Source organism: Campylobacter sp. RM6914 (assembly GCF_004803835.1).
Lineage (GTDB): Bacteria > Campylobacterota > Campylobacteria > Campylobacterales > Campylobacteraceae > Campylobacter_A > Campylobacter_A californiensis.
Window position 1 is genome coordinate 770,601 of sequence record NZ_CP012545.1, and the last position, 24,661, is coordinate 795,261.

The 24,661-nt window shown below is 36.8% G+C and carries 25 protein-coding genes; 11 read left to right on the forward strand and 14 right to left on the reverse strand.

The window, feature by feature from the left end:
- Positions 1-13: 13 nt before the first annotated feature.
- From pgsA to murJ, 8 genes are all read right to left on the reverse strand, one after another.
- Entirely contained in the window at positions 14-556 is a 543-nt protein-coding gene (pgsA, locus tag CCAL_RS04065) for a CDP-diacylglycerol--glycerol-3-phosphate 3-phosphatidyltransferase (RefSeq protein WP_169938520.1), read from the reverse strand.
- A gap of 72 nt (positions 557-628) precedes the next feature.
- Positions 629-1,408 (reverse strand): enoyl-ACP reductase, encoded by a 780-nt coding sequence (locus CCAL_RS04070; protein ID WP_170017043.1) that lies wholly within the window; start codon positions 1,406-1,408, stop codon positions 629-631.
- Positions 1,409-1,413: 5 nt separating this feature from the next.
- Complete coding sequence (dapA, locus tag CCAL_RS04075) at positions 1,414-2,307, reverse strand: 4-hydroxy-tetrahydrodipicolinate synthase (RefSeq protein WP_170017032.1); 894 nt, start codon at positions 2,305-2,307, stop codon at positions 1,414-1,416.
- Positions 2,304-3,551: a M16 family metallopeptidase gene (locus tag CCAL_RS04080; RefSeq protein WP_170017030.1), complete on the reverse strand. Its 1,248-nt coding sequence runs from the start codon at positions 3,549-3,551 to the stop codon at positions 2,304-2,306. Before CCAL_RS04080 ends, dapA begins: the two co-directional genes overlap by 4 nt.
- A gap of 9 nt (positions 3,552-3,560) precedes the next feature.
- The gene (locus tag CCAL_RS04085; protein WP_170017041.1) at positions 3,561-4,634 is read right to left on the reverse strand and encodes a quinone-dependent dihydroorotate dehydrogenase; all 1,074 of its coding nucleotides are present in this window, start codon (positions 4,632-4,634) and stop codon (positions 3,561-3,563) included.
- 48 nt (positions 4,635-4,682) lie between these two features.
- On the reverse strand, positions 4,683-6,407 hold the full coding sequence (locus CCAL_RS04090; protein WP_170017028.1) for an ABC transporter ATP-binding protein: 1,725 nt from the start codon (positions 6,405-6,407) through the stop codon (positions 4,683-4,685).
- Complete coding sequence (gene cysS / locus CCAL_RS04095) at positions 6,404-7,786, reverse strand: cysteine--tRNA ligase (protein ID WP_170017026.1); 1,383 nt, start codon at positions 7,784-7,786, stop codon at positions 6,404-6,406. The genes CCAL_RS04090 and cysS overlap by 4 nt, the downstream gene beginning before the upstream one ends.
- Complete coding sequence (murJ, locus tag CCAL_RS04100) at positions 7,773-9,173, reverse strand: murein biosynthesis integral membrane protein MurJ (protein ID WP_170017024.1); 1,401 nt, start codon at positions 9,171-9,173, stop codon at positions 7,773-7,775. Before murJ ends, cysS begins: the two co-directional genes overlap by 14 nt.
- A gap of 188 nt (positions 9,174-9,361) precedes the next feature.
- On the opposite strand from murJ, the gene CCAL_RS04105 reads away from it, so the two are divergent.
- The 7 genes from CCAL_RS04105 (at position 9,362) to CCAL_RS04135 (ending at position 15,828) form a co-directional block, all read left to right on the forward strand.
- Positions 9,362-11,293, forward strand: coding sequence for a flagellar assembly protein A (locus tag CCAL_RS04105; RefSeq protein WP_172285063.1), 1,932 nt, complete (start codon positions 9,362-9,364; stop codon positions 11,291-11,293).
- Positions 11,290-11,844: a Holliday junction branch migration protein RuvA gene (ruvA, locus tag CCAL_RS04110; protein WP_170017020.1), complete on the forward strand. Its 555-nt coding sequence runs from the start codon at positions 11,290-11,292 to the stop codon at positions 11,842-11,844. The genes CCAL_RS04105 and ruvA overlap by 4 nt, the downstream gene beginning before the upstream one ends.
- Positions 11,845-11,857: 13 nt before the next feature.
- Positions 11,858-12,895, forward strand: coding sequence for a D-alanine--D-alanine ligase (locus CCAL_RS04115; protein WP_170017018.1), 1,038 nt, complete (start codon positions 11,858-11,860; stop codon positions 12,893-12,895).
- A 66-nt stretch (positions 12,896-12,961) separates the two neighbouring features.
- Entirely contained in the window at positions 12,962-13,192 is a 231-nt protein-coding gene (locus tag CCAL_RS04120; RefSeq protein WP_169938503.1) for a type II toxin-antitoxin system Phd/YefM family antitoxin, read from the forward strand.
- Positions 13,182-13,958, forward strand: coding sequence for an alpha/beta fold hydrolase (locus CCAL_RS04125; protein ID WP_170017016.1), 777 nt, complete (start codon positions 13,182-13,184; stop codon positions 13,956-13,958). Before CCAL_RS04120 ends, CCAL_RS04125 begins: the two co-directional genes overlap by 11 nt.
- Positions 13,955-15,385, forward strand: a complete 1,431-nt coding sequence (locus CCAL_RS04130; protein WP_172285064.1) for a Mur ligase family protein — start codon at positions 13,955-13,957, stop codon at positions 15,383-15,385. Before CCAL_RS04125 ends, CCAL_RS04130 begins: the two co-directional genes overlap by 4 nt.
- On the forward strand, positions 15,385-15,828 hold the full coding sequence (locus CCAL_RS04135) for a sel1 repeat family protein (protein ID WP_170017012.1): 444 nt from the start codon (positions 15,385-15,387) through the stop codon (positions 15,826-15,828). Before CCAL_RS04130 ends, CCAL_RS04135 begins: the two co-directional genes overlap by 1 nt.
- Positions 15,829-15,831: 3 nt before the next feature.
- Here CCAL_RS04135 and CCAL_RS04140 read toward each other — a convergent pair whose 3' ends face one another.
- From CCAL_RS04140 to pta, 3 genes are read right to left on the reverse strand one after another with little or no spacing between them, the layout of a single operon-like run.
- Complete coding sequence (locus CCAL_RS04140; RefSeq protein ID WP_170017010.1) at positions 15,832-16,110, reverse strand: SEL1-like repeat protein; 279 nt, start codon at positions 16,108-16,110, stop codon at positions 15,832-15,834.
- Positions 16,110-17,306: an acetate kinase gene (locus CCAL_RS04145; protein ID WP_169971774.1), complete on the reverse strand. Its 1,197-nt coding sequence runs from the start codon at positions 17,304-17,306 to the stop codon at positions 16,110-16,112. Before CCAL_RS04145 ends, CCAL_RS04140 begins: the two co-directional genes overlap by 1 nt.
- 1 nt (position 17,307) lies before the next feature.
- A complete protein-coding gene (pta, locus tag CCAL_RS04150) occupies positions 17,308-18,678 on the reverse strand; it encodes a phosphate acetyltransferase (RefSeq protein ID WP_170017008.1) in 1,371 nt (456 codons plus the stop codon).
- 70 nt (positions 18,679-18,748) lie between these two features.
- On the opposite strand from pta, the gene flgH reads away from it, so the two are divergent.
- The 4 genes from flgH to lpxD all read left to right on the forward strand — a co-directional run bounded on the left by flgH (position 18,749) and on the right by lpxD (position 22,754).
- Positions 18,749-19,456: a flagellar basal body L-ring protein FlgH gene (gene flgH / locus CCAL_RS04155; RefSeq protein ID WP_169938488.1), complete on the forward strand. Its 708-nt coding sequence runs from the start codon at positions 18,749-18,751 to the stop codon at positions 19,454-19,456.
- Positions 19,457-19,637: 181 nt separating this feature from the next.
- The gene (locus tag CCAL_RS04160) at positions 19,638-21,332 is read left to right on the forward strand and encodes an acetolactate synthase large subunit (RefSeq protein ID WP_170017006.1); all 1,695 of its coding nucleotides are present in this window, start codon (positions 19,638-19,640) and stop codon (positions 21,330-21,332) included.
- Positions 21,333-21,337: 5 nt separating this feature from the next.
- A complete protein-coding gene (gene ilvN / locus CCAL_RS04165; RefSeq protein WP_169938530.1) occupies positions 21,338-21,799 on the forward strand; it encodes an acetolactate synthase small subunit in 462 nt (153 codons plus the stop codon).
- 1 nt (position 21,800) lies between these two features.
- A complete protein-coding gene (gene lpxD, locus CCAL_RS04170; protein ID WP_170017004.1) occupies positions 21,801-22,754 on the forward strand; it encodes a UDP-3-O-(3-hydroxymyristoyl)glucosamine N-acyltransferase in 954 nt (317 codons plus the stop codon).
- Positions 22,755-22,792: 38 nt separating this feature from the next.
- On the opposite strand, the gene CCAL_RS09350 is transcribed toward lpxD, so the two are convergent.
- From CCAL_RS09350 to tgt, 3 genes are all read right to left on the reverse strand, one after another.
- Positions 22,793-23,176 carry a CorA family divalent cation transporter gene (locus CCAL_RS09350; protein ID WP_335890515.1) on the reverse strand — a complete coding sequence of 128 codons (384 nt, stop codon included), beginning with the start codon at positions 23,174-23,176 and terminating at the stop codon, positions 22,793-22,795.
- A 94-nt stretch (positions 23,177-23,270) separates the two neighbouring features.
- Positions 23,271-23,480: a hypothetical protein gene (locus CCAL_RS09355; RefSeq protein WP_228026760.1), complete on the reverse strand. Its 210-nt coding sequence runs from the start codon at positions 23,478-23,480 to the stop codon at positions 23,271-23,273.
- Complete coding sequence (tgt, locus tag CCAL_RS04180; RefSeq protein WP_170017002.1) at positions 23,473-24,600, reverse strand: tRNA guanosine(34) transglycosylase Tgt; 1,128 nt, start codon at positions 24,598-24,600, stop codon at positions 23,473-23,475. The genes CCAL_RS09355 and tgt overlap by 8 nt, the downstream gene beginning before the upstream one ends.
- Between the last annotated feature and the right edge of the window lie 61 nt (positions 24,601-24,661).

A 24,661-nucleotide genomic window follows, 5' to 3' on the forward strand; every position in this document is an offset into this window, starting at 1 on the left:
TCCTTTGATTAAATTAATGCTTTTGTGCTCTAACATAAACGGCTATATACTCATATCCGGAATACATCGTAAGTGCCACAGCCACCCAAAGCAAAATTTCAGCTCCCCACCATTGCATGGTAAGCCAGCCTATAGCTATCATCTGAAAGACCGTTTTAACCTTGCCGGCCATTGACGCGGCAACATTTAGCCCTTCGCTTGCTATCACCACCCTAAAGCCTGTTATAAAAAATTCTCTTATAAGGATAAGGTATATCGCCCATGGGTTTGCTCTGCCCAACATCATAAGTCCTATAAAGGCAGCCAGGGTTAGCATCTTATCCGCAAGCGGGTCAAGTATGGCACCTAGCTTTGTTTTTTGATCCCATGCTCTAGCTATATAGCCGTCAAAAAAGTCTGTAACGGAAGCGATAACAAAAACAAATCCGGCGAAAAAATTTATCCAGCTAATATGAATGTTTGGTAGCTGAGACGGTGCGTTTACAAGCAAGTAAAACATTACCGGAGCGAGGGCTATGCGAAAGATAGCAAGAGCGTTTGGCAGGTTTAGGCTCATTAAAGCTTTCCTTTTTTGTATTTTGGTTAAAATTTTAAGTGCTTTAGATTAAGCCAAAGCACTTAAAATATATTATTTAAATGTTGTTCCACCATCTATGATAAATGTATGTCCTGTTACCCAACTAGCCTTAGAAGAGCAAAGAAATTTACATGCTCCTGCTAGATCGTCAGGCTGTCCCATGCGATTTAGTGGGCTAAGCTTTGCTGTAAAGTCGCGCACTTCCTCATAGTTTGTAAAAGCCCTTAAAGCGTCTGTTTCTATCGGACCGCCGCTTACTACGTTTACGCGGATATTTTTCTCTCCTAGCTCAGTCGCAGCATATCTAGCCATGGCCTCTACGGCAGCTTTTGCTGTGCCGTGACCCGAATAGTTTTCTATATAAACTAAATTTCCGGTTGAGCTTAATGAGATAATAGCGCCTCCGCCAACTTTTTCCATTCTTTTGGCAGCCTCTTGTGTCCCTACTACAAATGCATTTACGGTTGCTGTAAAGATATTGTTTATGCCGCGAGGCTTTAGCTTCATAAATTTAGTATATCCACCCGCGACCGCGCGACCTGAGATAATTGCGTTTGAGATAAAAAAGTCTACTCTATCAAAGTCTTCATCTATCTTTAAAAATAGATCTTTGTATTTTTCAGGTTCAAGTATATTTAGCGGATATGCACGAGCTTTTATACCATACTCTTTTTCAAGCTCTTTTGCTTGCTCGTTTGCCAACTCTTCGTTTGAGTTAAATGTAAAAGCGATATTGCAACCTGCTTTTGCAAACTCGATCACTATCGCACGACCTATGCCTCTCGTGCCTCCACTGACGACTAAAGTCTTACCTTGAAATTCATTGGTTATGTCCATTAAAATCCTTTTATGTTGTATTTTTTCATTGTTTGTTCAATAAGTTTTAGGTTGTCGTTACTTGGATTGCAAAGTGGCAGACGATACTCTAATGTCGGTGTGAGACCCGCGATAAACATTGCCGCTTTTATAGGTATCGGGTTGCTCTCGCAAAATAAAACTTTGTTTATATCGTAAAGATTATCATTTATAGCTTTTGCTTCTTTAAATTTTTCTTGCAATGCAAAATGTGTAAGATCGGCTATCTCATTTGGAAGTAAATTCGCCGTTACCGAGATCACGCCTTTGCCACCGTTTGAAAGGATTGGATAGTTTATGGCGTCCTCTCCGCTTATAACTAAGATATTTGGCTCGTGAGCTAAGATATCAACACATCTGTCTATGCTTCCGGTTGCCTCTTTTATGCCGATAACATTTTTGCAATCCCTAAAAATTCTAATCGCTGTTTTTGGTAAGATATCTGAGCCTGTACGACCCGGAACGTTATATAAAATGACCGGAATTTCAACGCTTTGAGCTAGGGCTTTGTAGTGTAGATAAAGTCCTTCTTGGGTTGGTTTATTATAATACGGAGCAACTGAAAGTATGCCGTCCGCGCCGTGACTTTGAGCAAATTGTGCTATATCGATAGCTTCATGAGTTGCGTTACTTCCGGCGCCTGCTAGTACTTTAACATTTGTGCCTTTGCACGCATTTACGGCTATTTCTATGCAAACGCGGTGCTCATCATGCGTTAGCGTGGCACTCTCGCCGGTTGTGCCTACTGGAACAACAACGTCTATGCCGTTTTTTATCTGTCTTTTTATCAGTTTTTCATAGGTTTCTTCGTCTAGTTTACCGTTGCGAAAAGGCGTTATAAGGGCGGTCATACCACCTTGTAAAATTTCGCTCATTGCTCTTCCTTTTTTAAGATTATCGTTGTTGATTTTTTATCGACAAAGTATTTTTGCGCCGTTTGTTTAAGCATATTTGCATCGATATTTTCTATATTTTCTTCAAATTTATAAAGAGGGCTTATGTCGCCTCTTGCAAGATAACTTCCATATAAATTTGCAACTCTTGCCGAGCTATCAAACGAATAAACAAAGTCGCTTTTGATTAAATTTTTAACCCTTAAGACATCATCATCGCTTACTAAATTTTCTTTGAGATCGTTTATTAGCTCTTTGATCTTAATTTCGACATCCTCGGCCCTTACATCAGGGTTGCAGATGGCTAAAAATATAAATAAATTTTCATCTATACTGTCAAGATTGTATGCGTAAATTTGATTTACAAGCTGAAGTTCATCAACTAAAACACGCTGAAGTATAGAGCTCTTGCCGTTGCTTAGGTATTCGCTTAGTGCGTTTAATCCGATTTGATCATCGTGGTTAAACGGAGGAATTTTATAAGCAATTGCGAGCATTTGTGTTTGTGTATCTTTATAGACAATAGCACGCTTAGCACCGTCTTGTTCAGGCTCTACGCAGTGTAGTTTTGGAATTTTGTTTTTATTTTTTATATGTTCGAATTTCTCTTTTGCAAGCCTAAACGCCTCTTTTTTGCCGATATCACCGACTATTAGCAAGATTGCGTTTTGTGGCTGATAGTATGTTTCGTGAAATTCTTTAATATCTTTTATGTTCCAGTTTTGTATATCCTTTATAAAACCGATAGGCGTCCAGTGATATGGATGATAGATAAAGGCGTTATTAAACAGTCTAAAGTAAAGATAGCCTATAGGATTGTTGTCTGTTCTCCATCTGCGCTCCTCATGGACGACATCTCTTTCAGGCTGAAACTCTTTGTCTTTTAGGCTTAAATTTGACATAAGTTCTGCAAAAAGTTCTAGGGATTTTTCTAAATTTGAATTTGAACATTTGATAAAATAATGCGTATAGTCAAAGCCCGTGCTAGCGTTGTTTGAACCGCCAAAACCTTTAACTATCTCGTCAAATTCTCCGGTTTTTAAATTTTTGGTTGATTTGAAATTTAGATGCTCAAGCATGTGTGCGATACCACTTTTACCCATGATCTCGTTACGTGAACCAACTTTGTAAAATATATCTACATTTATGACTTTTGAGCCTTTGTTTAAAGGTATGTGATAAATTTCAAGTTTATTAGCAAGTTTTAGTTTGTTAAATTTTATCAATTCTTGTCCTTACTTTCTAATGTCAACGCCGATAGCTTCACTAATGTTTGCGTAACCGTCTGCTTCTAAAAGTTTTAAAACCCCTTCGTTTATATCACGACAGATCATAGGACCTTTAAAGATAAAGCTTGTAAAAATTTGTATCAAACTGGCACCCATTTTAATACGATCATAAGCCTCTTGTGCATTATCTATACCACCACAAGCAATTAGCACAGTTTTGCCGTAAAGTTCGTCCGCTACTGCTTTAAAAATTTCTCTTGATTTTTGAGTGATGACCTTGCCGCTTAGTCCGCCAAAATTTTGAAGTTTGGGTGAATTTGATAGAGAGTAGTCTATACTTGTGTTTGAAACGATGATACCGTCAGCACCGTTGGCTACGGCACTTTGAGAGAGCTTTATCGCTTTTTCGTGGCTTAAGTCGGGTGAAATTTTTAAAATAATAGGCTTTTTGGTTAAAGGTTTTATTTTACTAAAAAGCTCTGTTATAAATTCGCTCTCTTGTAGATCGCGCAAATTTGGAGTGTTTGGAGATGAGATATTTACTACAAAAGCATCACAAATTTCACTAAAATCTTTTACTAATACTTCATAATCCTCTATCGCTTTTTCATTTGGAGTGATTTTATTTTTGCCGATATTTGCCCAAAGTGGCACTACGTTGGGATATAGTTTTTCTACTCGCTGCTTTATCTTTTGGCTACCGTCATTATTAAAGCCCATAGCGTTTTGTATACTCTCTTCTTCAACTAAACGAAAAAGACGTGGTTTTTGGTTGCCTGGTTGCGCTTTTGGTGTAAATGTGCCAAATTCAAGATAGCCAAAGCCAAGTGCTGTAAGTGCGGCAAACATGGTTGCGTTCTTGTCAAAACCACCACCAATGCCGATAGGGTTGTTGTAAATGCTTCCTAGTAAATTTTGTTGAAGTCTGGCGTCATTTATCACGCATTTGTTTGCTAAAAAGCTAAGTGAGCCCGGAAATACACAGTTTGCACCGATCATTGTGATTTCAGCGATCTTGTGTACGGTTTCAGGGTCAAATTTAAAAAATACAGACTTTAAAGTATCGTAGTTAAGACTCATTTTTTCCTCTTTAGGCATTTAAATTTGCTAATTTTATCAAAAAACGCCTTAAACTAATGCTTTGCCCTTAAGTTTTGCATAGACTTCACAGCTGTTTTCAAGCTCGCTATCTTTGCCTATGCCAACGATTTTACCTCCGCTTAAAACGGCTATTTTGTCGGCATTTTGCACAGTGCTTAAACGGTGAGCGATGATAAATATTATCTTATCTTTTCGTAAGTTGTTTATAGCACTTGTTATCTCTTTTTCACTTTCGTTATCAAGTGCGCTTGTAGCTTCGTCGAAGATTAAAATTTGAGGGTTTGCATAAAGCGCTCTAGCTATAGCAATACGTTGTCTTTGCCCGCCTGATAAATTTGTGCCAAATTCATTTAAAATACTATCTATGCCATCATCCATTGCAGATACAAATTCATATGCGTTTGCCATTTTTAACGCATTTATAACGGCATTTTTGTCAAAATCTCTACCGTATGCTACGTTTTTAGCTATCGTATCGTTAAATATATAAACGCGTTGTGTTACAAGTCCGATATTTTTACGAATGGACGAGAAGCTAAAGTTGCTCAAATCTCGTTCGTTGATTAGTATATTTCCTTTAGTCGGCTCATAAAATCTAACAAGTAAATTCATAAGAGATGTTTTTCCACCTCCGCTTGAGCCCACAAGCGCTATGAGCTCTGATTTATGCGCGGTTAAATTTATCCCTTTTAAGATGCTTTTTTCGTAGTAGTCAAGATAGACATCTTTAAAATTTATGCTTTCTATTTTGTCTTTTAGCTCGTCTTGTCCCTCTTTTATCTGACTTTTTTTATCCATTAGCTCAAATGTTCTTTCGCTTGCCGCGATAGCGTCTTGCATTTTATTATAGATATTTACCATACGTTTTGCGGGAGTATAGAGCATAAAAAGCGCTGTTAAAAACGAAAAGAAAGCGCCGACACTAAGATCGCCGCTAATGACCTCTTTACCGCCGATGATTATAACTGCGACTATGCCGATAGAGCCGATAGTCTCCATCATAGGGCTTACAAGCTGTTCGATTTTGACGCTTTTTAGATTTAATTTAAAGAATTTATTGTTTTCTGCAACAAACCTTTCATGTTCGTATTTTTGTGCGTTATTTGCTTTAATTATCTCGATATTTGTAAAAATTTCGCTCAAAACAGAGGTTATGTCAGATGTTTTTTCTTGTGAGGCACGAGAAATTTTCTTCATCTTTTTTGCAAGCTTTGATATCGGGTAGATTGCTGCAGGTAAGACAACTAGCGCAAAAAAGGCAAGACTTGGACTTTGATATACTACCACGCATAAAAGTCCAACAACTGTGATAGACTCTCTAATAAGTTCAGGTATCATCGTAGAGACTATGGTTCTTATGCGATCTATGTCGTTTATACAGCGACTTATCAGCTCTCCCGTGCGAAATTCGTTAAAAAATTTCATATCAAGAGAAAGTAAATTTGCTACTATTTTCTCGCGAAATCTCCTAATAATATCTTGTCCGATAAACGCCGTAAAATACGCTTGTGTAAATGCTCCGATATTTTTTAGAAGATAGATAGCTATTATCGCGTAAGGCAGGGTGTAAAGTAAAGCCTCGTTCTTTTCGACAAATATTTTGTTTAACACGGGCTCGACTAGATACGCGGTTGCGGCAGTGCCTAAGCTCGCAAATATCATGCCGATAATAGCTAGGATAAAATGTGGTACATAGTCCCTAAAATACGGAGTAAAACGCTTTAAAACACTTTTTAGATTAAACTGCTTCACGCTCTCTCCCACATCGTACCTTCCGGAGTATCCATGATACTTATACCCATAGTGCTTAGCTCTTGGCGTATTATGTCTGCTCTTTCAAAATTTCTCTCTTTTTTAGCTTCGCTTCTTTGTATTATAAGTTCGTTTATACGCTCTTTCTCGCTTTGACTTACGCCAAATTGAAAATACTCAAAGCTATCTTTTTGCGCTATACCGAAAATTTCATTTATAAATTTTATGTTTGCCGCTATTTGTGCTTTATAAATTTTGTCTTTTGGATTTTCATCAAGTTTTTCATTGGCAGTTTTTACAAACTCATCAAGTGCGGCAAGTGCTTTTGAAGTGTTTAGATCATCACTTAGAGCCTCTAAAATTTCAGCTTTAAATTCCTGACTTACATCTCCGGCGTTTACGCCTAAAATTCTCTTTTTAAGTCTATAAAGTTTATCAAGTCTTTTTTTGGACGCCTCCAAATCAAGCTCAGAGTAGTTAAAATTCGCTCGATAATGACTGCTTAATAGATAAAATCTCAAGGCTTCTCCGTGATAGTGTTTAAGCGCATCTTTGACAAAGAAGCTATTTTGAAGACTTTTACTCATTTTTTCGCCGTTTATTTGGATAAAGCCGTTATGCATCCAGTATTTAGAAAGGTCTTTGTGGTTGGCACATCTGCACTGCGCGGCTTCGTTTTCATGATGAGGAAAGAGCAAGTCTATGCCACCTGCATGTATGTCTATCTCGTAGTTTTCGTCCCCGTTAAAATACTTCTTTATCATGGCGACACATTCAGAGTGCCATCCAGGGCGTCCTTTGCCAAATGGACTTTCATACCAGTTTTCATCAAATTTCCATAGCACGAAGTCTTTTTTATCGCGTTTTTTGTCATTTATATCAACTCTTGCTATGGTCTCTAAGTCTGCACTTTTACCGCTTAGGCTAAGATACTCGCCGTCTTTGCTCGTATCAAAATAAATCCCGTCTTCAAGAGTGTAAGCAACATCTTTTTGAAGTAAAATTTGGATATATCTTATCATCTCTTCGATACACTCCGTAGCCTTTGGCGAGATGTCTGGCTCTAGGACGTTTAGTGCGTTCATGTCGGCTTTATAACTATCTATATAGTGTGAGGTTATCTCTGCTAAACTTTTATTACTTTCGCTCATTTTTTTTAAAATTTTATCATCTATGTCAGTGTAGTTTCTAACAAATTTAACCTTATACCCCAAGGCTTTTAATGTGCGTCTGAGCATATCAAAGCTTATCGCAGATTTTGCATGACCTAAATGTGCATCATCATAAACGGTCGGACCGCATAGATAAATGTTTGCTTCGCCGTTTCTTATCGGCTTAAATTCTAGCTTTTCTTTTTTTACGCTATCAAAAATTTGCATTAAAAAATTCCTTTAAAAATTGTAAAATCACTATCAAAACAGTGCAAGCTAAGAGTATGAGAGAGATTTTTTTAAGTTCGATTATATCTAAAAATTTGCTCCATCCAAAAGCATGGATATATAAAATAAGCTGCAAAAAGCCACCTATCGAGCTTGCTAGAGCTAAACCGCTAGCGGCTAAAAACTGCATTAAAATGACTGCTAATGCGAGATTTACTACAAGGCAGATTATAGAAATTTTAGCGGCTAATTTTTGTTGCATTTTAGCATAAAGCCAAAGGGAAAAAATTTTAGCCAAGCCAAAAGGGGTAAGTCCTAGCATGTATGCACTTAAGACTTGTGCGCACTCTATCGTGTTTTGTCTTGTAAAATTTCCACGCTCAAACAAAAGCCAAACTATAAATTCGCTAAGCATTACGCCGCCTATAGTAGCTAAACTAAGTACGGATAATAACACATAAAAGCTTTTTTTAGTCCAGATAAGTGCGTTTTTTTCGTCTTTTTCTTTAAGGAGTTTTGTTATCTTTGGAAAAAGAGCTTGCGTGAGTGCAATGGCAAATATCGCAAGCGGAAGTTGAAAAATTCTGTTTGCGTAAAACAGATAACTGATACTGCCTGCCGCTAAAAACGAAGCTAGCCAAGTATCCATAAAAGCACTTATTTGCATAGCTGATGAGCCAAGTAGCCCGTGGTAAAAATTTATAAAAAATCCTTTGACATTTGCTCGTTTTTTTTGAGTATAAGCTTTTAAGCCACCGACAAAAAGCTTGCCGATACCGTTTATTTTCATAGCAATGATATGTGCTAAAACTTGTAAAACACCACCTATTACAACGCCAAAACTTAGATAGTAAGCAACTATTTTTTCGATTTGGTTGCGAGATAAGAGTAGGGCGACGATCATTGCTATATTTAAAAGTGCCGTAGAAAAGGCGGTCGTTGCAAAGTGCCCTCTGTATTGAAGCAACGAACCCATAAAAGTAACTATGTATATTAAACCAAGGTAGTAAAAATTTATATTTACCAAAGGCACTGCTTCAAGTATTGCTTCATCACTTAGGCCGCTTGCGATTATACGTATAAAATACTCGGTAAAAAGATTAACCGCAAGAGTTAAAATGCCTATAAAAAATAAAAATTTTAAGAAGATTTCTGCTGCAAATATACCTTTTTTCTTTGCTTTGCTAAAATTTGGTAAAAACGCCTGCGTAAAAGCACCTTCGCCAAATATCCTGCGAAATAAATTAGGTATTTTAAATGCAACAAAAAATAGATCACTAAAAAGTCCTGCGCCCAATATAGAAGCGCTTAAAAGATCGCGCAAAAGCCCAAGAACACGCGACAGCATAATGCCTGCGGAATTTGAAAAAAAGCCTTTTATAAACATAAACCCGCCTAAAAATTTAAAACTATAAATAGTAACAAAATAAATTTTAAAAGGGAATAACATTTACGTTTTTCGTAAAATTTTGATAACAACAGGCTAGCTATGGCAAAAATTTGGCGTTTATACTAACCCAACTTTAATTATTTTTTTGAGATAATAGCTGACATTTTTTATCTAAGGTTAAATTTTTGAGCGAAAACATAAAAGAGCAAGAAAATTTTCTAGCTCCAATACAAATAGAAACAGATTCTCCGTATGTCTATATGCGCAAACTTAGTGCGGATCACGGCATACCTGTAGAATTTATTGATTTTCGCATACAAAACATCGTAACTTCTTATACTAACGAAGAAAATTTAGAACCGGTAGTGCTTAATGAGGACGAGCTTAAGATATTTGATGATGATGAATTTTTCTTGGATACAAAGCTTCACATTACTCAAAACTACCATTTGGAATTTTATGATAAACGTTTGGAAGAGCCTATAAAACTTCCTAAAATTTCTATCGGAGTAAACAGCCTTGTTACTAAGATCATAGTCAAGGTTCATAGAAGTAACGAATGCAAGTATGTGCTCGGATATGAAAAGATAATGTTTGACTATATTGCCAAGCAACTTATGAAAGCCCAAATTTTGATAGGTATCAGAATGGGTGATGCAAAAGAAGAGTTGCTTCGTATAGCGTCTATTTTACGTGTAAAAGACATGATAGATACTGAACGAACTTTTACCTTAACAAGCGGTATAAATCCCGTAAAATCGATCGATGCTCAAACTATATATCATTATAAAACTAAATTTGATAACGAAGAAAACAAGGACAAGATAGACTACGCTAGTCGCGGGTTTTTGCTTGGTGTTATGGAAGATGAGCTGATAATAGAGCAACTAAAGCCAAAAAATGGCTCAAACGGACGTGATGTAAGGGGTAAATTTATATATGTCCCAGAAGCTAAAGTCGATGGTGAACCTGAGATAAATATAACTCCAAATATCATCCGCACAGAAGATGAGGTCTCGGTTAAATTTACGGCAAAAACCTCTGGTTATGTAATAGAAGATAAAGGCGTTTACGACATACAAGATCACCTTGAGATAAATGAGATAAATTTTAAAAACACAGGTTCTGTTCAAACCGGACTTGACTCAAACGTAACCCTTGTCGTAAAAGAGACAGATGCTGTAAAAGATGCCATCGGAACAGGTGTAGTCGTGGAGGCTAACGAGGTTGAGATAAAGGGCAATGTCGCCTCAAATGCCGTTGTAAAAGCAAATCGCGTGGTTATAGGCGGGCAAACTCATGCAAAGGCTAAAATTTACGCAAAAGATGCCAATATAGGCATACATATAGGGTATGTTGAGGGCGATGACGTGAGTATCGATAGGCTTGAAAATGGTAGCGTCGTTGGCAAAAATGTAACGGTTAAAAGTGTCATAGGTGGTAGTATAACTGCTGAAAATATCTATGTAGAAACACTTGGCTCAAACTGCACATTAACTGCACAAAATTTAATAGAGGTAAAATACCTTCGCGGAACGAATAATAGATTTATCATCGATACTGGCAGGATCAAAGATGACTCTGAAGAAGATATGCAAACTTATGTTAAGCATATAGAGGAGCTTCGAGCCGAGCTTGTATCGATAAAAAAACATCTAGGTGTTAAGAAAAACATTATAGATGAAAACAGAAATTCTATCTATCTCATAAAGACCAAGGTTGAAGAGCTTACAAAGTCAAAGGTTATACCTCCGGTTACATTTATGAAAAAGCTAAAAGAGTATCAAGAATTAGTAACCGAGTATAACTCTTTATTAAAAGAGCACAAAGATAAAAAAGAGCTGATACTTACTCTTAAAGAGAAGCTTAATGCTATGCAAAACAGCATTTTTGAAGCAAAGATAATCAACCGAAGCACTTGGATAGACTTAAATGAGATCAAATTTATATTAGTTGACCCCCCTCAAAATATCACATACTCTACAAAACAAAATGAAATGGCTCGCGTTATAAGCCTAGAAAAGGTAGAAAATGAAGACGGCGAGACAGAATACAAAATAAAAAGGTCAAATCGCTTGGAAGAATTTGAGCAAAAACAAAAGCAGGAAAAAGAATGATAAAGGCTATAGAGGGTGTAATAACTAAAAAAGACCCCGGTTTTGTGGTATTAAAAACACTTAGCGGGATTAGTTATGGGGTGTTTATATCGCTGTTTTGTTCTGCAAAACTTGAAAGTGGAACCAAGATAGAACTAAATATCACTCAGATTATTAGAGAAGATGCAAATTTACTGTATGGATTTTTAGACATTAACGAACAAAAGATGTTTGAAATGTTGATAAAACTTAGCGGAATAGGCGCATCAACGGCAATGGCGGTTTGTTCAAGTCTTACTCCAAATGGCTTTACAAATGCCGTGTTAAACGGAGATGCCGACACGATAAAGCAAGTCCCAGGTATAGGTCCAAAGACTGCTCGTAGAATAATTGCAGAGCTAAGTGACGCAAAACTAATAAGCGAAGAGAGTGTGCCAAGTCATCAGTCAGAAGCACTACTTGCGCTTGAAGCGCTTGGCTTTAAAAGAGAAAAAATAGTTAAAATTTTACCCGAGTGCAAGAGTTTAAATACTAGCGATCTTATAAAAGAAGCACTTAAAAAATTAGCATAAATAAAGGAAAAATATGAAATTAGGTATAGTTTTTGGGGCTAAAAGTTACGAACATGAAATAAGCATAATAAGCGCTATCGTGTTAAAAAATATCTTAAAGCAAGAGCTTACTTTTGTTTTTTGCGATGGGGAGCGTGACTTCTACCTTATAGAAAAAGACGACATGAGAGCGAATTTCTTTAGCACAGGCAAGTATAAAAAATGTAAAAAACTATTCTTGTCTCAAGGCGGATTTTACACACATTCACTCTTTGGTGTAAAAAAACTTGAAACCGAAATCTATATAAATCTTATCCACGGCATGGATGGTGAAGACGGCAAGATAGCGTCGTTGTTTGATTTTTACGGTATCGAGTATATAGGGCCTAGACTTGAGGCTAGCGTGTTGAGTTTTAACAAAGAACTTACTAAATTTTTAGCTAAAAAAGCTAATGTCAAAACGCTTGAATACGAGGTTATAAAAAGAGGCAAGCTTCCTACTATAAATTTCCCCTTTATCCTAAAGCCGCTTAGGCTAGGAAGTAGTATCGGAGTTGGCGTCGTAAAAGATGAAAGTGAACTTGAATACGCACAAGATGTCGCATTTGAATTTGACGATGAGGTCTTAGTCGAGCCTTTCATTAAGGGTGTTAAAGAGTATAATTTAGCAGGCTGTAAGATAAATGGTGAGATTAAATTTTCTATCATTGAAGAGCCAAGAAAAAAAGAATTTTTAGACTATGAACAAAAATATCTTAGCTTTTCAAATGAAAACAAAGTCGCTAAAGCTGAAATTTCAAAAGAGCTCGAAGATGAACTAAAGTCGGCATTTGCAAAAATTTACGAGTGCGGGTTTGATGGAGCGCTTATACGTTGCGACTTTTTCGTTATAGATGATAAAGTGTATTTAAATGAGATAAATCCAAACCCTGGAAGCTTGGCAAACTATCTTTTTGATGACTTTGAGGGTGTTTTAAATGAGTTGGCAAATTCACTTACAAAACCAAAAAACATCAAAGTTGATTATAAATTTTTAAATTCAATAGTGCATTCAAAAGGCTCAAAAGTATAAGAACGTAAGCAAATCATAAATAAAAATATGTTAAATTTTACATAAAATTTTATGTAAAGAGATGTTATGACTACGTTTAGTAAAGATGAAATTTATACCGCAACCGAGGTTGTGAGAAATTTTAGCTCTATCCTAACAAGGATAAGCAAGAACGAGATAAAACGCGCGGTTATCGTAAAAAACAACAAATTTGAGGCTGTTTTATTAAACATGAGCGAATACGAACGTCTGGAAAAAGCGGTAGCCGTCCTAGAGGCTATTTATAGCTCTAAAAAGCGAGAAAACAATGGCGAGTAAGAAGATAAAAGTCGGCTTTGAAAGCTATGATATAAGTTATGAAATTTTAAATCCAAAATGTGAAAACGCCATATTATTTTTGCATGGCTGGGGTGCAAACAAAGAGATAATGAAAAAGGCTTTTGGTGCGCATTTGACAAATTTTTGTCATATTTATGTCGATATGCCTGGTTTTGGAGCAAGCAGTATAAACTCTCCTTTAAAAACAAAAGACTACGCGAAAATCATTCGTGCTTTTATCGCCGAACTTTCAACTAAACCCGCTATCATCGCAGGTCATAGCTTTGGAGGTAAGGTTGCAACACTACTTGAGCCTGCAAATTTAGTTCTTCTAAGCTCTGCTGGCATAGTTGAGAAAAAGCCTTTGTCAGTTAGGTTTAAGATAGCTGTTTTCAAGCTTTTTAAGTTACTGGGATTTGGTAAATTCTATAGACTTTTTGCCTCAAAAGATGTAAGCGGGATGAGTAGAATTATGTATGAAACCCTAAAAAACGTTGTTGACGAGGACTTTTCATCTAAATTTAAAAATTTTAAAAATAAAGCCTTAATATTTTGGGGTAAAAACGACAGAGCTACCAGTCTAAAAAGTGGCGAGAAGATACATAAATTTATAAAAAATAGCGAATTTTTTCCACTTGAGGGCGATCATTTTTTCTTTTTACTTCATGCTAAATTTATATCGCAAACGATAGAAGATGGCATGGGTGTCGATACTATGGTCGATATAGATTTGCAAGAAGATAGTGGTATAGAGGAGATAAGGTGAGCCTAGAGGAGTTGTTTTTTAATGTTAGTAAGGTATTTTTTATTTATGCGATATCGTTTTATACGATAACTTGCTTTCAGTGGTTTTCTTATCGTTTTGAGCGAGTTGTTTTTCATTTTACAAAACCGCTTTGGCACGTTTTTTTTGCCATAGTTCCGCTTGTTCTTTTTTATACGACTGGAGAGTATTTTTATATTTATTTTTATTTTGCGTATCTGCCAAGTCTTTATTTGTGGCATAAAAAGCTTGACAAGAAGCTTATTTTTACCGCTAGAATTAAGAGATTTTTTATATTTTTAACACTTGCTGTTGTCTCTTTTGGAGTTATGAATTTTATTATAAATGGTAAATTTGATACCGATGTTTTGTTAATTATCGCAGCTTCATTGGTTTTAAGTCATTTTTATGAAAAGATAAATGCTTTAAATTTTAGAAAAAAAGCCGATAAAAAGCTAGCTCTTTTGCCTAAACTAAAAATAATCCTAATCACTGCAAGTTACGGAAAAACAAGTATCAAAAATTTTCTTTTTGAGCTTTTAAGAGATGATTTTATATGCCATAAGACACCAAGAAGCGTAAATACTTTGACGGGGCTGATCAAAGACGTAAACGAGAATTTGACTTCGCAGACACAAATTTATATAGCCGAAGCAGGCGCTAGACTTAAGGGTGACATAGCTCAGATTACGGAATTTTTAAATCCCCACATTGTCGTAGTTGGTGAGATAGGTGCTCAGCATATTGAGTATTTTAAAAGTCTTGAAAACATACGCTCAACAAAGCTTGAGGCGCTTTGTAGTAAAAGGCTTGAAGCAGCTTTTTTACATAGCTCGACATTACAAAACCCAGATGATAAACAAGAAATTTATGATGAAAGCTTAAGCGATGTAAAGGCTGATCTTAGTGGCTTAAATTTCATACTTGATGGTAAAAGCTATCACGCAAACTTGCTTGGTAAATTTAATGCCGTAAATTTAGCCGCATGTATAAAAGTGGCTAAAATTCTTGGTGTAAGCGAAGAGAAGATAGATAAAAACCTCTCAAAAATTAAAAACGTAGAACATCGTTTGCAAAAGATAGAAGCAGGTGGAAAGCTGATAATAGACGATAGCTTTAACGGAAATTTTGCAGGTATGAGTGCTAGCTATGAGCTTGTGAGCACATTCGAGGGACGAAAGGTATTAATAACTCCCGGTATTGTTGAGTCAAGTCCGCAAGAAAACGAAAGGCTTGGTAGGATCATAAATGAAATTTTTGATGTTGTTATGATATCAAGCCCATTAAATGCACAAGCGCTTTTAAAAAGTATAATAAAACCGCAGATAATCATCATAAAAGATAAGGCTAATATGCAAGAAATTTTGGCAAAAAACACTAAAATAGGCGATGTTGTATTGTTTTCAAACGACGCACCGAGTTTTATGTAATGAAAAAGATTATATTGTTTTTATTTTTTATACTTTTGGCTTTTAGCTTTGACATCGACGACTTTGATAAGGGCATGTATGAGCTAAAAGAGGGAAATTTTAACGCTGCATTTGAGATATTTTATGCAGGGTGTGAGTCAAATGACGATATGGCTTGCGAGGAGCTAGGGCTTATGTATATAAACGATGAAGTAAGTCCTAAGCTTGATACAAGACTAGAAAAAAGAGATAGCTTGGAGCTTGGAATTTTATATTTAATGAAAAGTTGTGATGAGCTTGGTTATCTAAATGCTTGTGAAAATATCTTAAATTTAAAAGAAAATTTTACGATACAAGATGAAATTATAAAGCGTGCAAAAGAGCGTTATAGCGAGCTTTTTAACGAATTTAACGCAAATGAAAATTTAAAAGAAGATAATGCAACTCAAACAAGAGGCGAGTAAAATTTAATCGCCTATCTTGCTTTTGTTAGCGTCAGGAATTTCTAACGATATGATCGCGAAGTCATGGCATGCGCTCATGTTGCCAAGCTCACAACCAAGGTTATAATACTCTGCGGCTTTGGCTTGATTTTTTTGCATTTCAAATATAATGCCAAGACGGTAACAGTCCTTTGCAACCGAGTTTTTACACCCTTGCTCTAAGGCGCTCATTTCTTGTGTTATATCGCTTTGGTCTGCAAAAATTTGTATAAACATAAACACGCACGCAAGTAAAATTCTCATTATTTACCTCTGTTTTCTATGATTTTTTTTGTCTCTCTTGCTATTTCAAGCTCTTCATTTGTCGGTATTACAAAGACCTTTGTTCTAGCATCGTCCTCATCAAGACATCTTTCTGATGAATTTGAGGTATCAAAATTTAAATCGTGGTTGATATGAATGCCTAAAATTTTTAGATCATCACAAATTTTTTGGCGTGTGTTTGGAGCATTTTCGCCGATACCACCGGTAAAGATTATCGCATCAACTCTGCCTAAAACTGCGTAATATGCACCGATATATTTTTTGACACGGTAACAAAACATATCAAAAGCAAGTTTTGCTCGTTCGTCGCTTTGCATTTTAGCAACCACATCTCTCATGTCACTTGAGCCACAAATTCCAAATAGCCCGCTTTTTTTATTTAAAAATGTATCTATCTCGTCCCATTTTAGCACGTTTGCGTTTAGCAGATAGACAAGTGCTGCAGGGTCTATGTCGCCACTTCTAGTTCCCATTATAAGTCCTTCAAGCGGACTAAGTCCCATAGAAGTATCTACGCTTTTTCCATTTTGCACCGCACATACGCTAGCGCCATTGCCAAGATGAAGGGAAATGGCGTTAAATTTATCGTGATCTATACCCATTAAGGTCGCCGCGCGTTTGCAAACATAATTATGAGAAGTGCCGTGAAAGCCGTATTTTCTTATATGATGTTCTTTGCAAATTTCATATGGAAGAGCGTATCTATAGGCGTATTCTGGCATGCTTTGGTGAAACACCGTGTCAAAAACAACTACATGCGGGACGTTTTTACTACTTTGCATTGCGTTTTTAATCCCCGCTATATGTCCTGGGTTATGAAGAGGTGCCAGTGGGCTGGTCTCTTCTATCTTTTTTATAACTTCATCGTTTACTAGCATAGAGCTAAAGAAATTTTCTCCTCCATGGACGATGCGATGTCCTATGCCGTCAAGTTCGCTTAGATCATGAAGAGTGTTTGACTCTCTAAATAGCTCATTCATAACCTCAAGTCCCTCGTGGTGATCTTGTATGGGTAAAAATTTTTCATAAACTTTTCCGTTTGCTTTTAAAACGGCTCTTGATTTTTCCGCACCGATTTGCTCGATTATCCCGCTTGCGATACTCTCTTCATTTTGCATTAAAAATAGTTGAAATTTTATAGAACTACTTCCGGAATTTAAAACTAAAATTTTCATATTACTCTCCTGCTTGTATGGCGCTTATTAGGACTGTATTTACTATATCTTCAACCAAACAACCGCGACTTAGATCATTTACAGGCTTGTTTAGTCCTTGAAGCACAGGACCCATCGCAACGGCATTTGCACTTCTTTGGACGGCTTTATAGCAGATATTTCCGCAGTTTAAATTTGGAAAGATAAATACATTTGCTTGTCCTGCTACATCTGAATTTGGCATTTTTTTGGCTGCCACATCCATATCTATCGCCGCGTCGTATTGTATCGGTGCGGCTATTTTTAAACTAGGAACAAGCTCTAGCGCTATCCTCGCAGCTTCTTTTACAAATTCCACATCTTTTCCGCTTCCACTATTTGCGGTTGAGTAGCTTAACATAGCTATGCGTGGCTCTATACCAAAAGAAATAGCGCTTTTTGCCGTGCTAACAACTATGCTTGCAAGCTCTTCTTCGTTTGGATTTGGCGTTATAGCGCAGTCGGCAAAGGCAAAAATTTCCTCATCCATCGCCATAAAAAATACGCCAGAAACCAGTTTTGTGTCCGGTTTTGTTTTGATTATCTGAAGGGCAGGGCGTATGGTGTCAGCAGAGCTTGTATTTGCCCCGCTTACCATAGCATCAGCCAAGCCTTCATAAACCAACATGGTGGCAAAATAAGTCGGATCGCACGCCATTTCGCGCGCTTTTTCTATACTAATACCTTTTGTTTTTCTAAGCTCGTAAATTTTATCGGCAAAGTCATTTGAGTGGTTGTTTTGTTTTGGATTTATGATAGTAGCTTTTTTTAGATCAAGTCCTAGTTTTAAAGCGTTTTTGTCTATTTTGTTTTTATCGCCCAAAAGTGTGATCTTAACCGCATCTTGTTTTAATAAAATGTCGGCTGCTTTTAAAATTCTCTCATCTTCACTCTCTACTAAAACTACGTTTTTATGAAATTTCTTTGCTCTTTTTGCAAGATCGTATGCAAATTTATAAGGCGTGATTATATTTTGTGTTGAAGCTAAAATTTCATCTACACTATCGGTTATTAAAAGCTTTGAATTTTTATTTAGGCTTTTTAATGCCTTTAAATTTTTTAGCTCAAATATCGGAGCATTTAAATTTTTTGCGATTTTTAAATTTAGCTCATTTTTCCCAAACACGCTAAAACTTTCGCAACCTTTTATGATAACAAAGTCGTTTTGTGCTTTTAAATTTTCAAATTTTTCTATGAGTTTAAGGAAAAATTCCTTTTCGTTGGAGTTTGTAAAATCATCTTTATCTTGTTGTGTAAAAAATATTTCAAATTCTGCGATATTTTTAAATTTGTTTAAGATATTTCGCTTAAAATAAGAGAAATTTTCATCGCAAATAGTGTAACAAAAATTCATCCTGAAACCTTTTTTGGAACTTTATTTGCTTGATTTTAGCATAAAAATAGAAAAATTTTTAAGGTTTTTTATGAGAATTAGAAATTGTATGACGATTTTTGCTACGAGTTTACTTTTTTTAGGTTGCACCCCAAGCGTTGATCCGCATATTAATATGGAGCCACCGGTTTATGTCGAGCAACTACCGTCAAAAGATAGTGGAAGTGGTCAAAGTAACGCAGGAAGTCTTTACGGTCGCGGAAAAGACCCGTTATTTTCGGATCGTAAAGCTATGAATGTAAATGATATCGTAACTATCGTGATATCAGAGACTGCAAGTCAAACATCAACAGGAAGCAAACAAACAAGTAAAAACAGCACAACCTCTTTGGGAGCCGGTACTTTTACTGCAGGAGGCTCACCGTTATCAAATGTAGCAAGACAGCTAAATAAATACGGCAACATAGGCTTTAGTGCAGGCGGAGAGAATTCTTTTAATGGCAGCGGAACAACAAGTAGAAACGAGCGCTTTAACGCAACTATCTCGGCACGTATAATTAAAATTTTAAATAATGGCAATTATTTCATAGAGGGCAATCGCGAACTTTTAATAAACGGTGAAAAGCAGATTATGCAAGTAAGCGGTGTTATACGCCCGTATGACATTTCTCAAACAAACGAAATAGACTCAAGATATATCGCTGACGCAAAAATTTTATATAAAACAGAGGGTGATGTTGATAGATCTACCAAAAAACCATGGGGAACTCGCATAATGGAAGCCATCTGGCCTTTTTAATGCTTCAAATTTAAACGGCTCACTCACTTGAGGGGTCGTTTAATAAATTTAAACTACGTAAAAATTTCAAAAAGTGTAACAAAAATTTTTAATTTATGCTTAAATTTGATCAAAATCATGTGATTTTAACGTAATTTGAGATATAATCTAACACAAATTTTTAAAAGTAAGGCGATAAATAATGAAAGAGTTAAACGGCTCACAAATGATCAGCGAAGCGCTTAAACTCGAGGGTGTCGAAGTTGTTTTTGGCTATCCTGGCGGTGCTGCGCTAAATATCTATGATGAAACATATAAGCAAGAGTATTTTAGACATGTTCTTACTCGTCATGAGCAAGCAGCCGTTCATGCTGCAGACGGTTATGCGCGTGCTAGCGGTAAAGTAGGAGTTGCTTTTGTTACTTCAGGACCAGGATTTACAAATGCCGTTACGGGCTTAGCTACGGCATATAGCGATAGCATCCCTTTGGTGCTCATTAGCGGACAAGTCGCCACATCACTAATCGGAACAGACGCATTTCAAGAGATAGATGCGGTCGGCATATCCCGTCCCTGTGTTAAGCATAACTACTTAGTTAAAAATATTGAAGAGTTGCCTAGAATTTTAAAAGAAGCGTTTTATATAGCTCGCACCGGACGACCGGGTCCTGTTCATGTCGATATACCAAAGGATATAACTGCTGCTATAGGAAAATTTGAGTATCCAAAAGAGATAAATATCCCGACATACAAGCCTACTTATAAGGGCAACGCAAAACAGATAAAAAAAGCTGCCGAGATCATCGAAGCAAGCAATAGACCGCTGCTTTATATAGGAGGCGGTGCGATCATAAGCGGAGCTAGTGAGCTAATTAGAGAATTTGCTAAAAAGACAGGAATTCCTGCCATAACTACGCTTATGGGGCTTGGTGTTATGAGAGATGATGACGAGTTAAATTTAGGCATGGCAGGTATGCACGGAAGTTATGTTGCTAACATGGCTCTTAGCGAAAGCGATCTTTTGATAGCCTTGGGAGCTAGGTTTGACGATAGGATAACAGGTAAATTAAGCGAATTTGCAAAACACGCTAAGATAATTCACGTAGACATCGATCCAAGCTCTATCTCAAAAATAGTTAATGCACATTTTCCGATAGTTGGCGATCTAAAATCAGTTCTTAGTGAACTCATGGGTCGCATAAATGCTAAACCTGAAAACTTTGAAAAATGGCGTGAAATTTTAGCTCGCTACAACTCTTTGTATCCTTTGAAATACACAGATAGCGAGGAAGTTTTAAAACCTCAGTGGGTTATAGAAAAAACATCACAAATGGTAGGCGATGATGTAGTTGTGTCCACCGATGTTGGACAACATCAGATGTGGGTTGCGCAATTTTTTGCCTTTAACAAACCTAGACAGCTTGTAACAAGCGGTGGTCAAGGGACTATGGGCTTTGGTTTACCTGCTGCTCTTGGTGCAAAATGGGCTGTTGGCGATAAGCCTGTTATAAATTTTACCGGCGATGGTTCTATTCTTATGAATATCCAAGAGCTTATGACCTCGGTTGTTGATAAAAAGCCAGTTGTAAATATCATCTTAAACAACAGCTTTTTGGGTATGGTTCGTCAGTGGCAGACATTTTTCTATGAGCATAGATATTCAAACACTGATCTTAGTATCCAGCCTGACTTTGTCAAGCTTGCGGAAAGTTTTGGTGGAGTAGGTTTTAGGGTAAAAACCAAAAAAGAATTTGAAGATGCGTTAAACACAGCACTTAAGAGCGATAAAATTTCACTTATCGACGTCGTGGTAGATCGCTTTGAAAATGTTCTTCCGATGGTTCCTGCAGGGGCTGCGATATACAACATGATACTTGATGATAAGGGTCAAAAATGAGTGCAATAAGAAGAGTAATATCAGTTATAGTTTTAAACGAACACGGAGTTTTATCTAGGATCTCAGGGCTTTTTGCCGGGCGAGGTTACAATATCGACAGTCTTACTGTTGCCCCTATCCCTGAAAGCGGTTTTTCTCGTTTAAGTATCGTTACAAGCGGAGATGAGCGAGTTTTAGAGCAGATAGTAAAGCAACTTCACAAGCTCATACCCACTTACAAGGTTATAGAAAGCGGTGAATTTGTGGAAAAAGAGATGGCTCTTATCAAAATTCCTCTAAATGAAAATTTTGGTGGGCTTGATGCGATACTAAAAGCATATAATGGAAGCGTGGCAAATACAAATGAAAACTATATCATTGTTATGGTTGCCGATGATGCAAATAGGATAGATAATTTCCTAAAAGCGATAAAGAAATTTAATCCGGTAGACATCGTTCGCGGTGGATCGGTTTTGATGGATATATAAGATGAAATTAAGTGAAATTGCACAAAAAACGGGCGCGAGTTTTGACGGAGAAGATATTGAAATTTTTGCATTAAATTCTCTTAAAAATGCAAATAAAGCCGAACTTACGTATTGTGACGGCGAGAAAAATGCTAAATTTATAAGCGGTTCAAATGCGGGAGCAATTTTAGTAACTAAAAATTTACTTGAATTCGTTCCTTCGGGCATGACGGCACTGGTGTGTGATAATCCACATTTAGCGTTTGCCATACTTAGTAAGGATTACGCAAAGCCGTTATTTTGCGAGAAAAAAGACTCAAGCATAGATCCTAGCGCAAATATAATGCCAAATGTATATATCGGATCAAATGTTGTGGTTGGGGAAAATACCGTCATTATGGCGGGGGCATTTTTAGGCGATAATGTAAAAATCGGCAAAAACTGCATAATCCATCCAAACGTAGTGATATATAACGACTGTATCGTAGGTGATGAGTGTCATTTGCTTGCAAATTGTGTCATAGGCTCTGACGGGTTTGGTTATGCACATACAAAAACAGGCGAGCATGTCAAAATTTACCACAACGGCAATGTTGTCTTAGGTAATTACGTAGAGATCGGTGCATGCACTACGATAGATAGAGGCGTGTTTGAAAGCACTATTGTGGCTGATTTTAGCAAGGTTGATAATTTGGTTCAAATAGGTCACAACTGTGAACTTGGCATGGGATGTCTTATCGTCTCACAAACAGGACTTGCTGGCTCAACTATACTTGGTAGAAACGTTGTTATGGGCGGACAAAGCGGTTCTGCAGGACATGTGAGTGTCGGCGACTTTGCGCAAGTAGCTGCACGTGGAGGCGTTAGCAAAAATTTAGAAGGCGGTAAAAAATACGCAGGAGCTTACCCTATAATGGAGCTTGCAGAGCAGTTTAAATTGCAGGCTAAAATTTCACGATTTTTTAAGAAAAAATAAAATTTAACGAAGCTTTGTGTAAGCCAAAGGCTTCGTTTCTACTTTTTAAGCCAAAATACAAAAATCAAAATCATAACAATGACAAGCATCGCTATGCTTAGCACAAAGGTTCCATTTTTCATCTGGCTTAGAAACATTCCGCTTGTATTCATCCCAAAAAAACTTGTGATAAAATTTAACGGCAAAAATAGCAATGAAAGCAGAGTTAGCGTATAGATGTTGCGGTTTATCTTCTCGTTTCTTATGTTTTGTATATAGTTAAATATCTCTTCGGCTTTTACGGCATTTTCATTTACTACGTTTTTAAAGATATTTGCTTCATATGTATAGTTTTGCAGTAGTTTTTTTAATGCAGGCTGTTCGTTTTGACATATGGCAAGTGCTTCGTAAAAGTGTGAAATTTTGTTTTGAAATTTATGAATTTCATACTTTAAAACAGGGTGTTTTTTATAAAATTTGAAAAATACCTATGGTTTGTATAAATTTTTTCATAACTTTCAAGCTGGGCTGAGTGTTCTAAATTTTATTTCTAAACTCACTTGTTATCTTCTTAATGACGACGATAAAATCGTTAGCGTTTATTTGTGTTATGCCGTCATCTGTGTAAATTTTACCCTCTTTAAAGATAAATTTATAACTTTTAGCACTATCGTCTGTTGCAAGGTATAAATACTCATACATATCGGTGTAAAAATACCCCGATATACTACGAACTATATCAGTCATTTACTTTTCTTTTTGCGTAAAAGTTGATTTTAAATTTAGCAAACTCACCATTTGCTATCGCCTCGCGAATTTGTTTCATTAAATTTAGATAATAGTGTAGGTTATGTAGGCTTGCAAGACGGAAAAATGTAAGCTCACGTGCCTTAAACAGGTGGTTTAAATACCCGCGCGAGTAGTTACGACAGGTATAGCAGTCACACTCTGAATCTATCGGCGCATGATCATTTATAAATTTGGCCGATTTCACATTTATCTTGCCAAAGCTTGTAAAAAGCGTGCCATTTCTTGCGTTACGTGTAGGCATAACACAGTCAAACATATCTACTCCGCGTTCTACGTTTTCTACCAAGTCTTCAGGTGTGCCTACGCCCATGAGATAGCGCGGACGCGCCGGGTCGGTAAATGGTATCACTCCCTCAACCGTGTCATACATCTCTTGGTTGCTTTCGCCAACACTAAGCCCGCCGATAGCAAGACCGTCAAAGTCCATCTCGCAAAGCGACTGTGCACAAAATTTACGTGCCTCATAGTCCGTGCCACCTTGGATGATACCAAAGATATTTTGCTTAAGACCCACGCCCTCATTTTGTTTAAATTTATGATATCTTATCGCTTCATCAGCCCATTTAATCGTGCGTTTTAGGCTTAGCTCTACGCGCTTTTTCTCAGCAGGAAGTGCCACAAGGTCATCAAGTATCATCATAATGTCGCTTCCTAAGTCATACTGTGTATCAAGCACGCTTTTTGGTGTGAAGTAGTGAGTTGAGCCATCGATGTGGCTCTTAAATTTTATACCGCCATCGTCATTTTTGGTGTTTGAACGAAGTGAGAAAGCTTGAAATCCACCGCTATCGGTTAAAAACGAGCGGTCAAATTTAGAAAATCCATGAAGTCCGCCAAACTCTTTTACTATATTGCTTCCTGGGCGCAAGTACATGTGGTATGTGTTTGCGAGTATGATTTTAGCGTCTAGTATTTCTTTCATATCGGTAGCGTCTAAGCTCTTTACAGCGCCAACCGTGCCAACAGGCATGAAAACGGGTGTAGCGATCTCTGAGTGAGCTGTTTTTAATATACCGGTTCTTGCGTTACCATCGGTTTTTGTTACTTTAAATTCCATTTGTTTTCCTTTTCTTAAACCGCGATTTTAGCAAAAAAATGTTTATTTTGAAATTTTATCT

Coding starts and splice junctions, on each gene's coding strand:
- flgH (WP_169938488.1), top strand. CDS start 18,749: ATGAGAATTAGAAATTGTATGACGATTTTTGCTACGAGTTTACTTTTT.
- dapA (WP_170017032.1), bottom strand. CDS start 2,307: ATGAGCGAAATTTTACAAGGTGGTATGACCGCCCTTATAACGCCTTTT.
- lpxD (WP_170017004.1), top strand. CDS start 21,801: ATGAAATTAAGTGAAATTGCACAAAAAACGGGCGCGAGTTTTGACGGA.
- CCAL_RS04140 (WP_170017010.1), bottom strand. CDS start 16,110: ATGAGAATTTTACTTGCGTGCGTGTTTATGTTTATACAAATTTTTGCA.
- CCAL_RS04160 (WP_170017006.1), top strand. CDS start 19,638: ATGAAAGAGTTAAACGGCTCACAAATGATCAGCGAAGCGCTTAAACTC.
- ruvA (WP_170017020.1), top strand. CDS start 11,290: ATGATAAAGGCTATAGAGGGTGTAATAACTAAAAAAGACCCCGGTTTT.
- CCAL_RS04085 (WP_170017041.1), bottom strand. CDS start 4,634: ATGAGTCTTAACTACGATACTTTAAAGTCTGTATTTTTTAAATTTGAC.
- CCAL_RS04135 (WP_170017012.1), top strand. CDS start 15,385: ATGAAAAAGATTATATTGTTTTTATTTTTTATACTTTTGGCTTTTAGC.
- pta (WP_170017008.1), bottom strand. CDS start 18,678: ATGAATTTTTGTTACACTATTTGCGATGAAAATTTCTCTTATTTTAAG.
- CCAL_RS04120 (WP_169938503.1), top strand. CDS start 12,962: ATGACTACGTTTAGTAAAGATGAAATTTATACCGCAACCGAGGTTGTG.
- CCAL_RS04145 (WP_169971774.1), bottom strand. CDS start 17,306: ATGAAAATTTTAGTTTTAAATTCCGGAAGTAGTTCTATAAAATTTCAA.
- CCAL_RS09355 (WP_228026760.1), bottom strand. CDS start 23,480: ATGACTGATATAGTTCGTAGTATATCGGGGTATTTTTACACCGATATG.
- cysS (WP_170017026.1), bottom strand. CDS start 7,786: ATGCAAATTTTTGATAGCGTAAAAAAAGAAAAGCTAGAATTTAAGCCG.
- CCAL_RS04125 (WP_170017016.1), top strand. CDS start 13,182: ATGGCGAGTAAGAAGATAAAAGTCGGCTTTGAAAGCTATGATATAAGT.
- pgsA (WP_169938520.1), bottom strand. CDS start 556: ATGAGCCTAAACCTGCCAAACGCTCTTGCTATCTTTCGCATAGCCCTC.
- CCAL_RS04115 (WP_170017018.1), top strand. CDS start 11,858: ATGAAATTAGGTATAGTTTTTGGGGCTAAAAGTTACGAACATGAAATA.
- tgt (WP_170017002.1), bottom strand. CDS start 24,600: ATGGAATTTAAAGTAACAAAAACCGATGGTAACGCAAGAACCGGTATA.
- murJ (WP_170017024.1), bottom strand. CDS start 9,173: ATGTTTATAAAAGGCTTTTTTTCAAATTCCGCAGGCATTATGCTGTCG.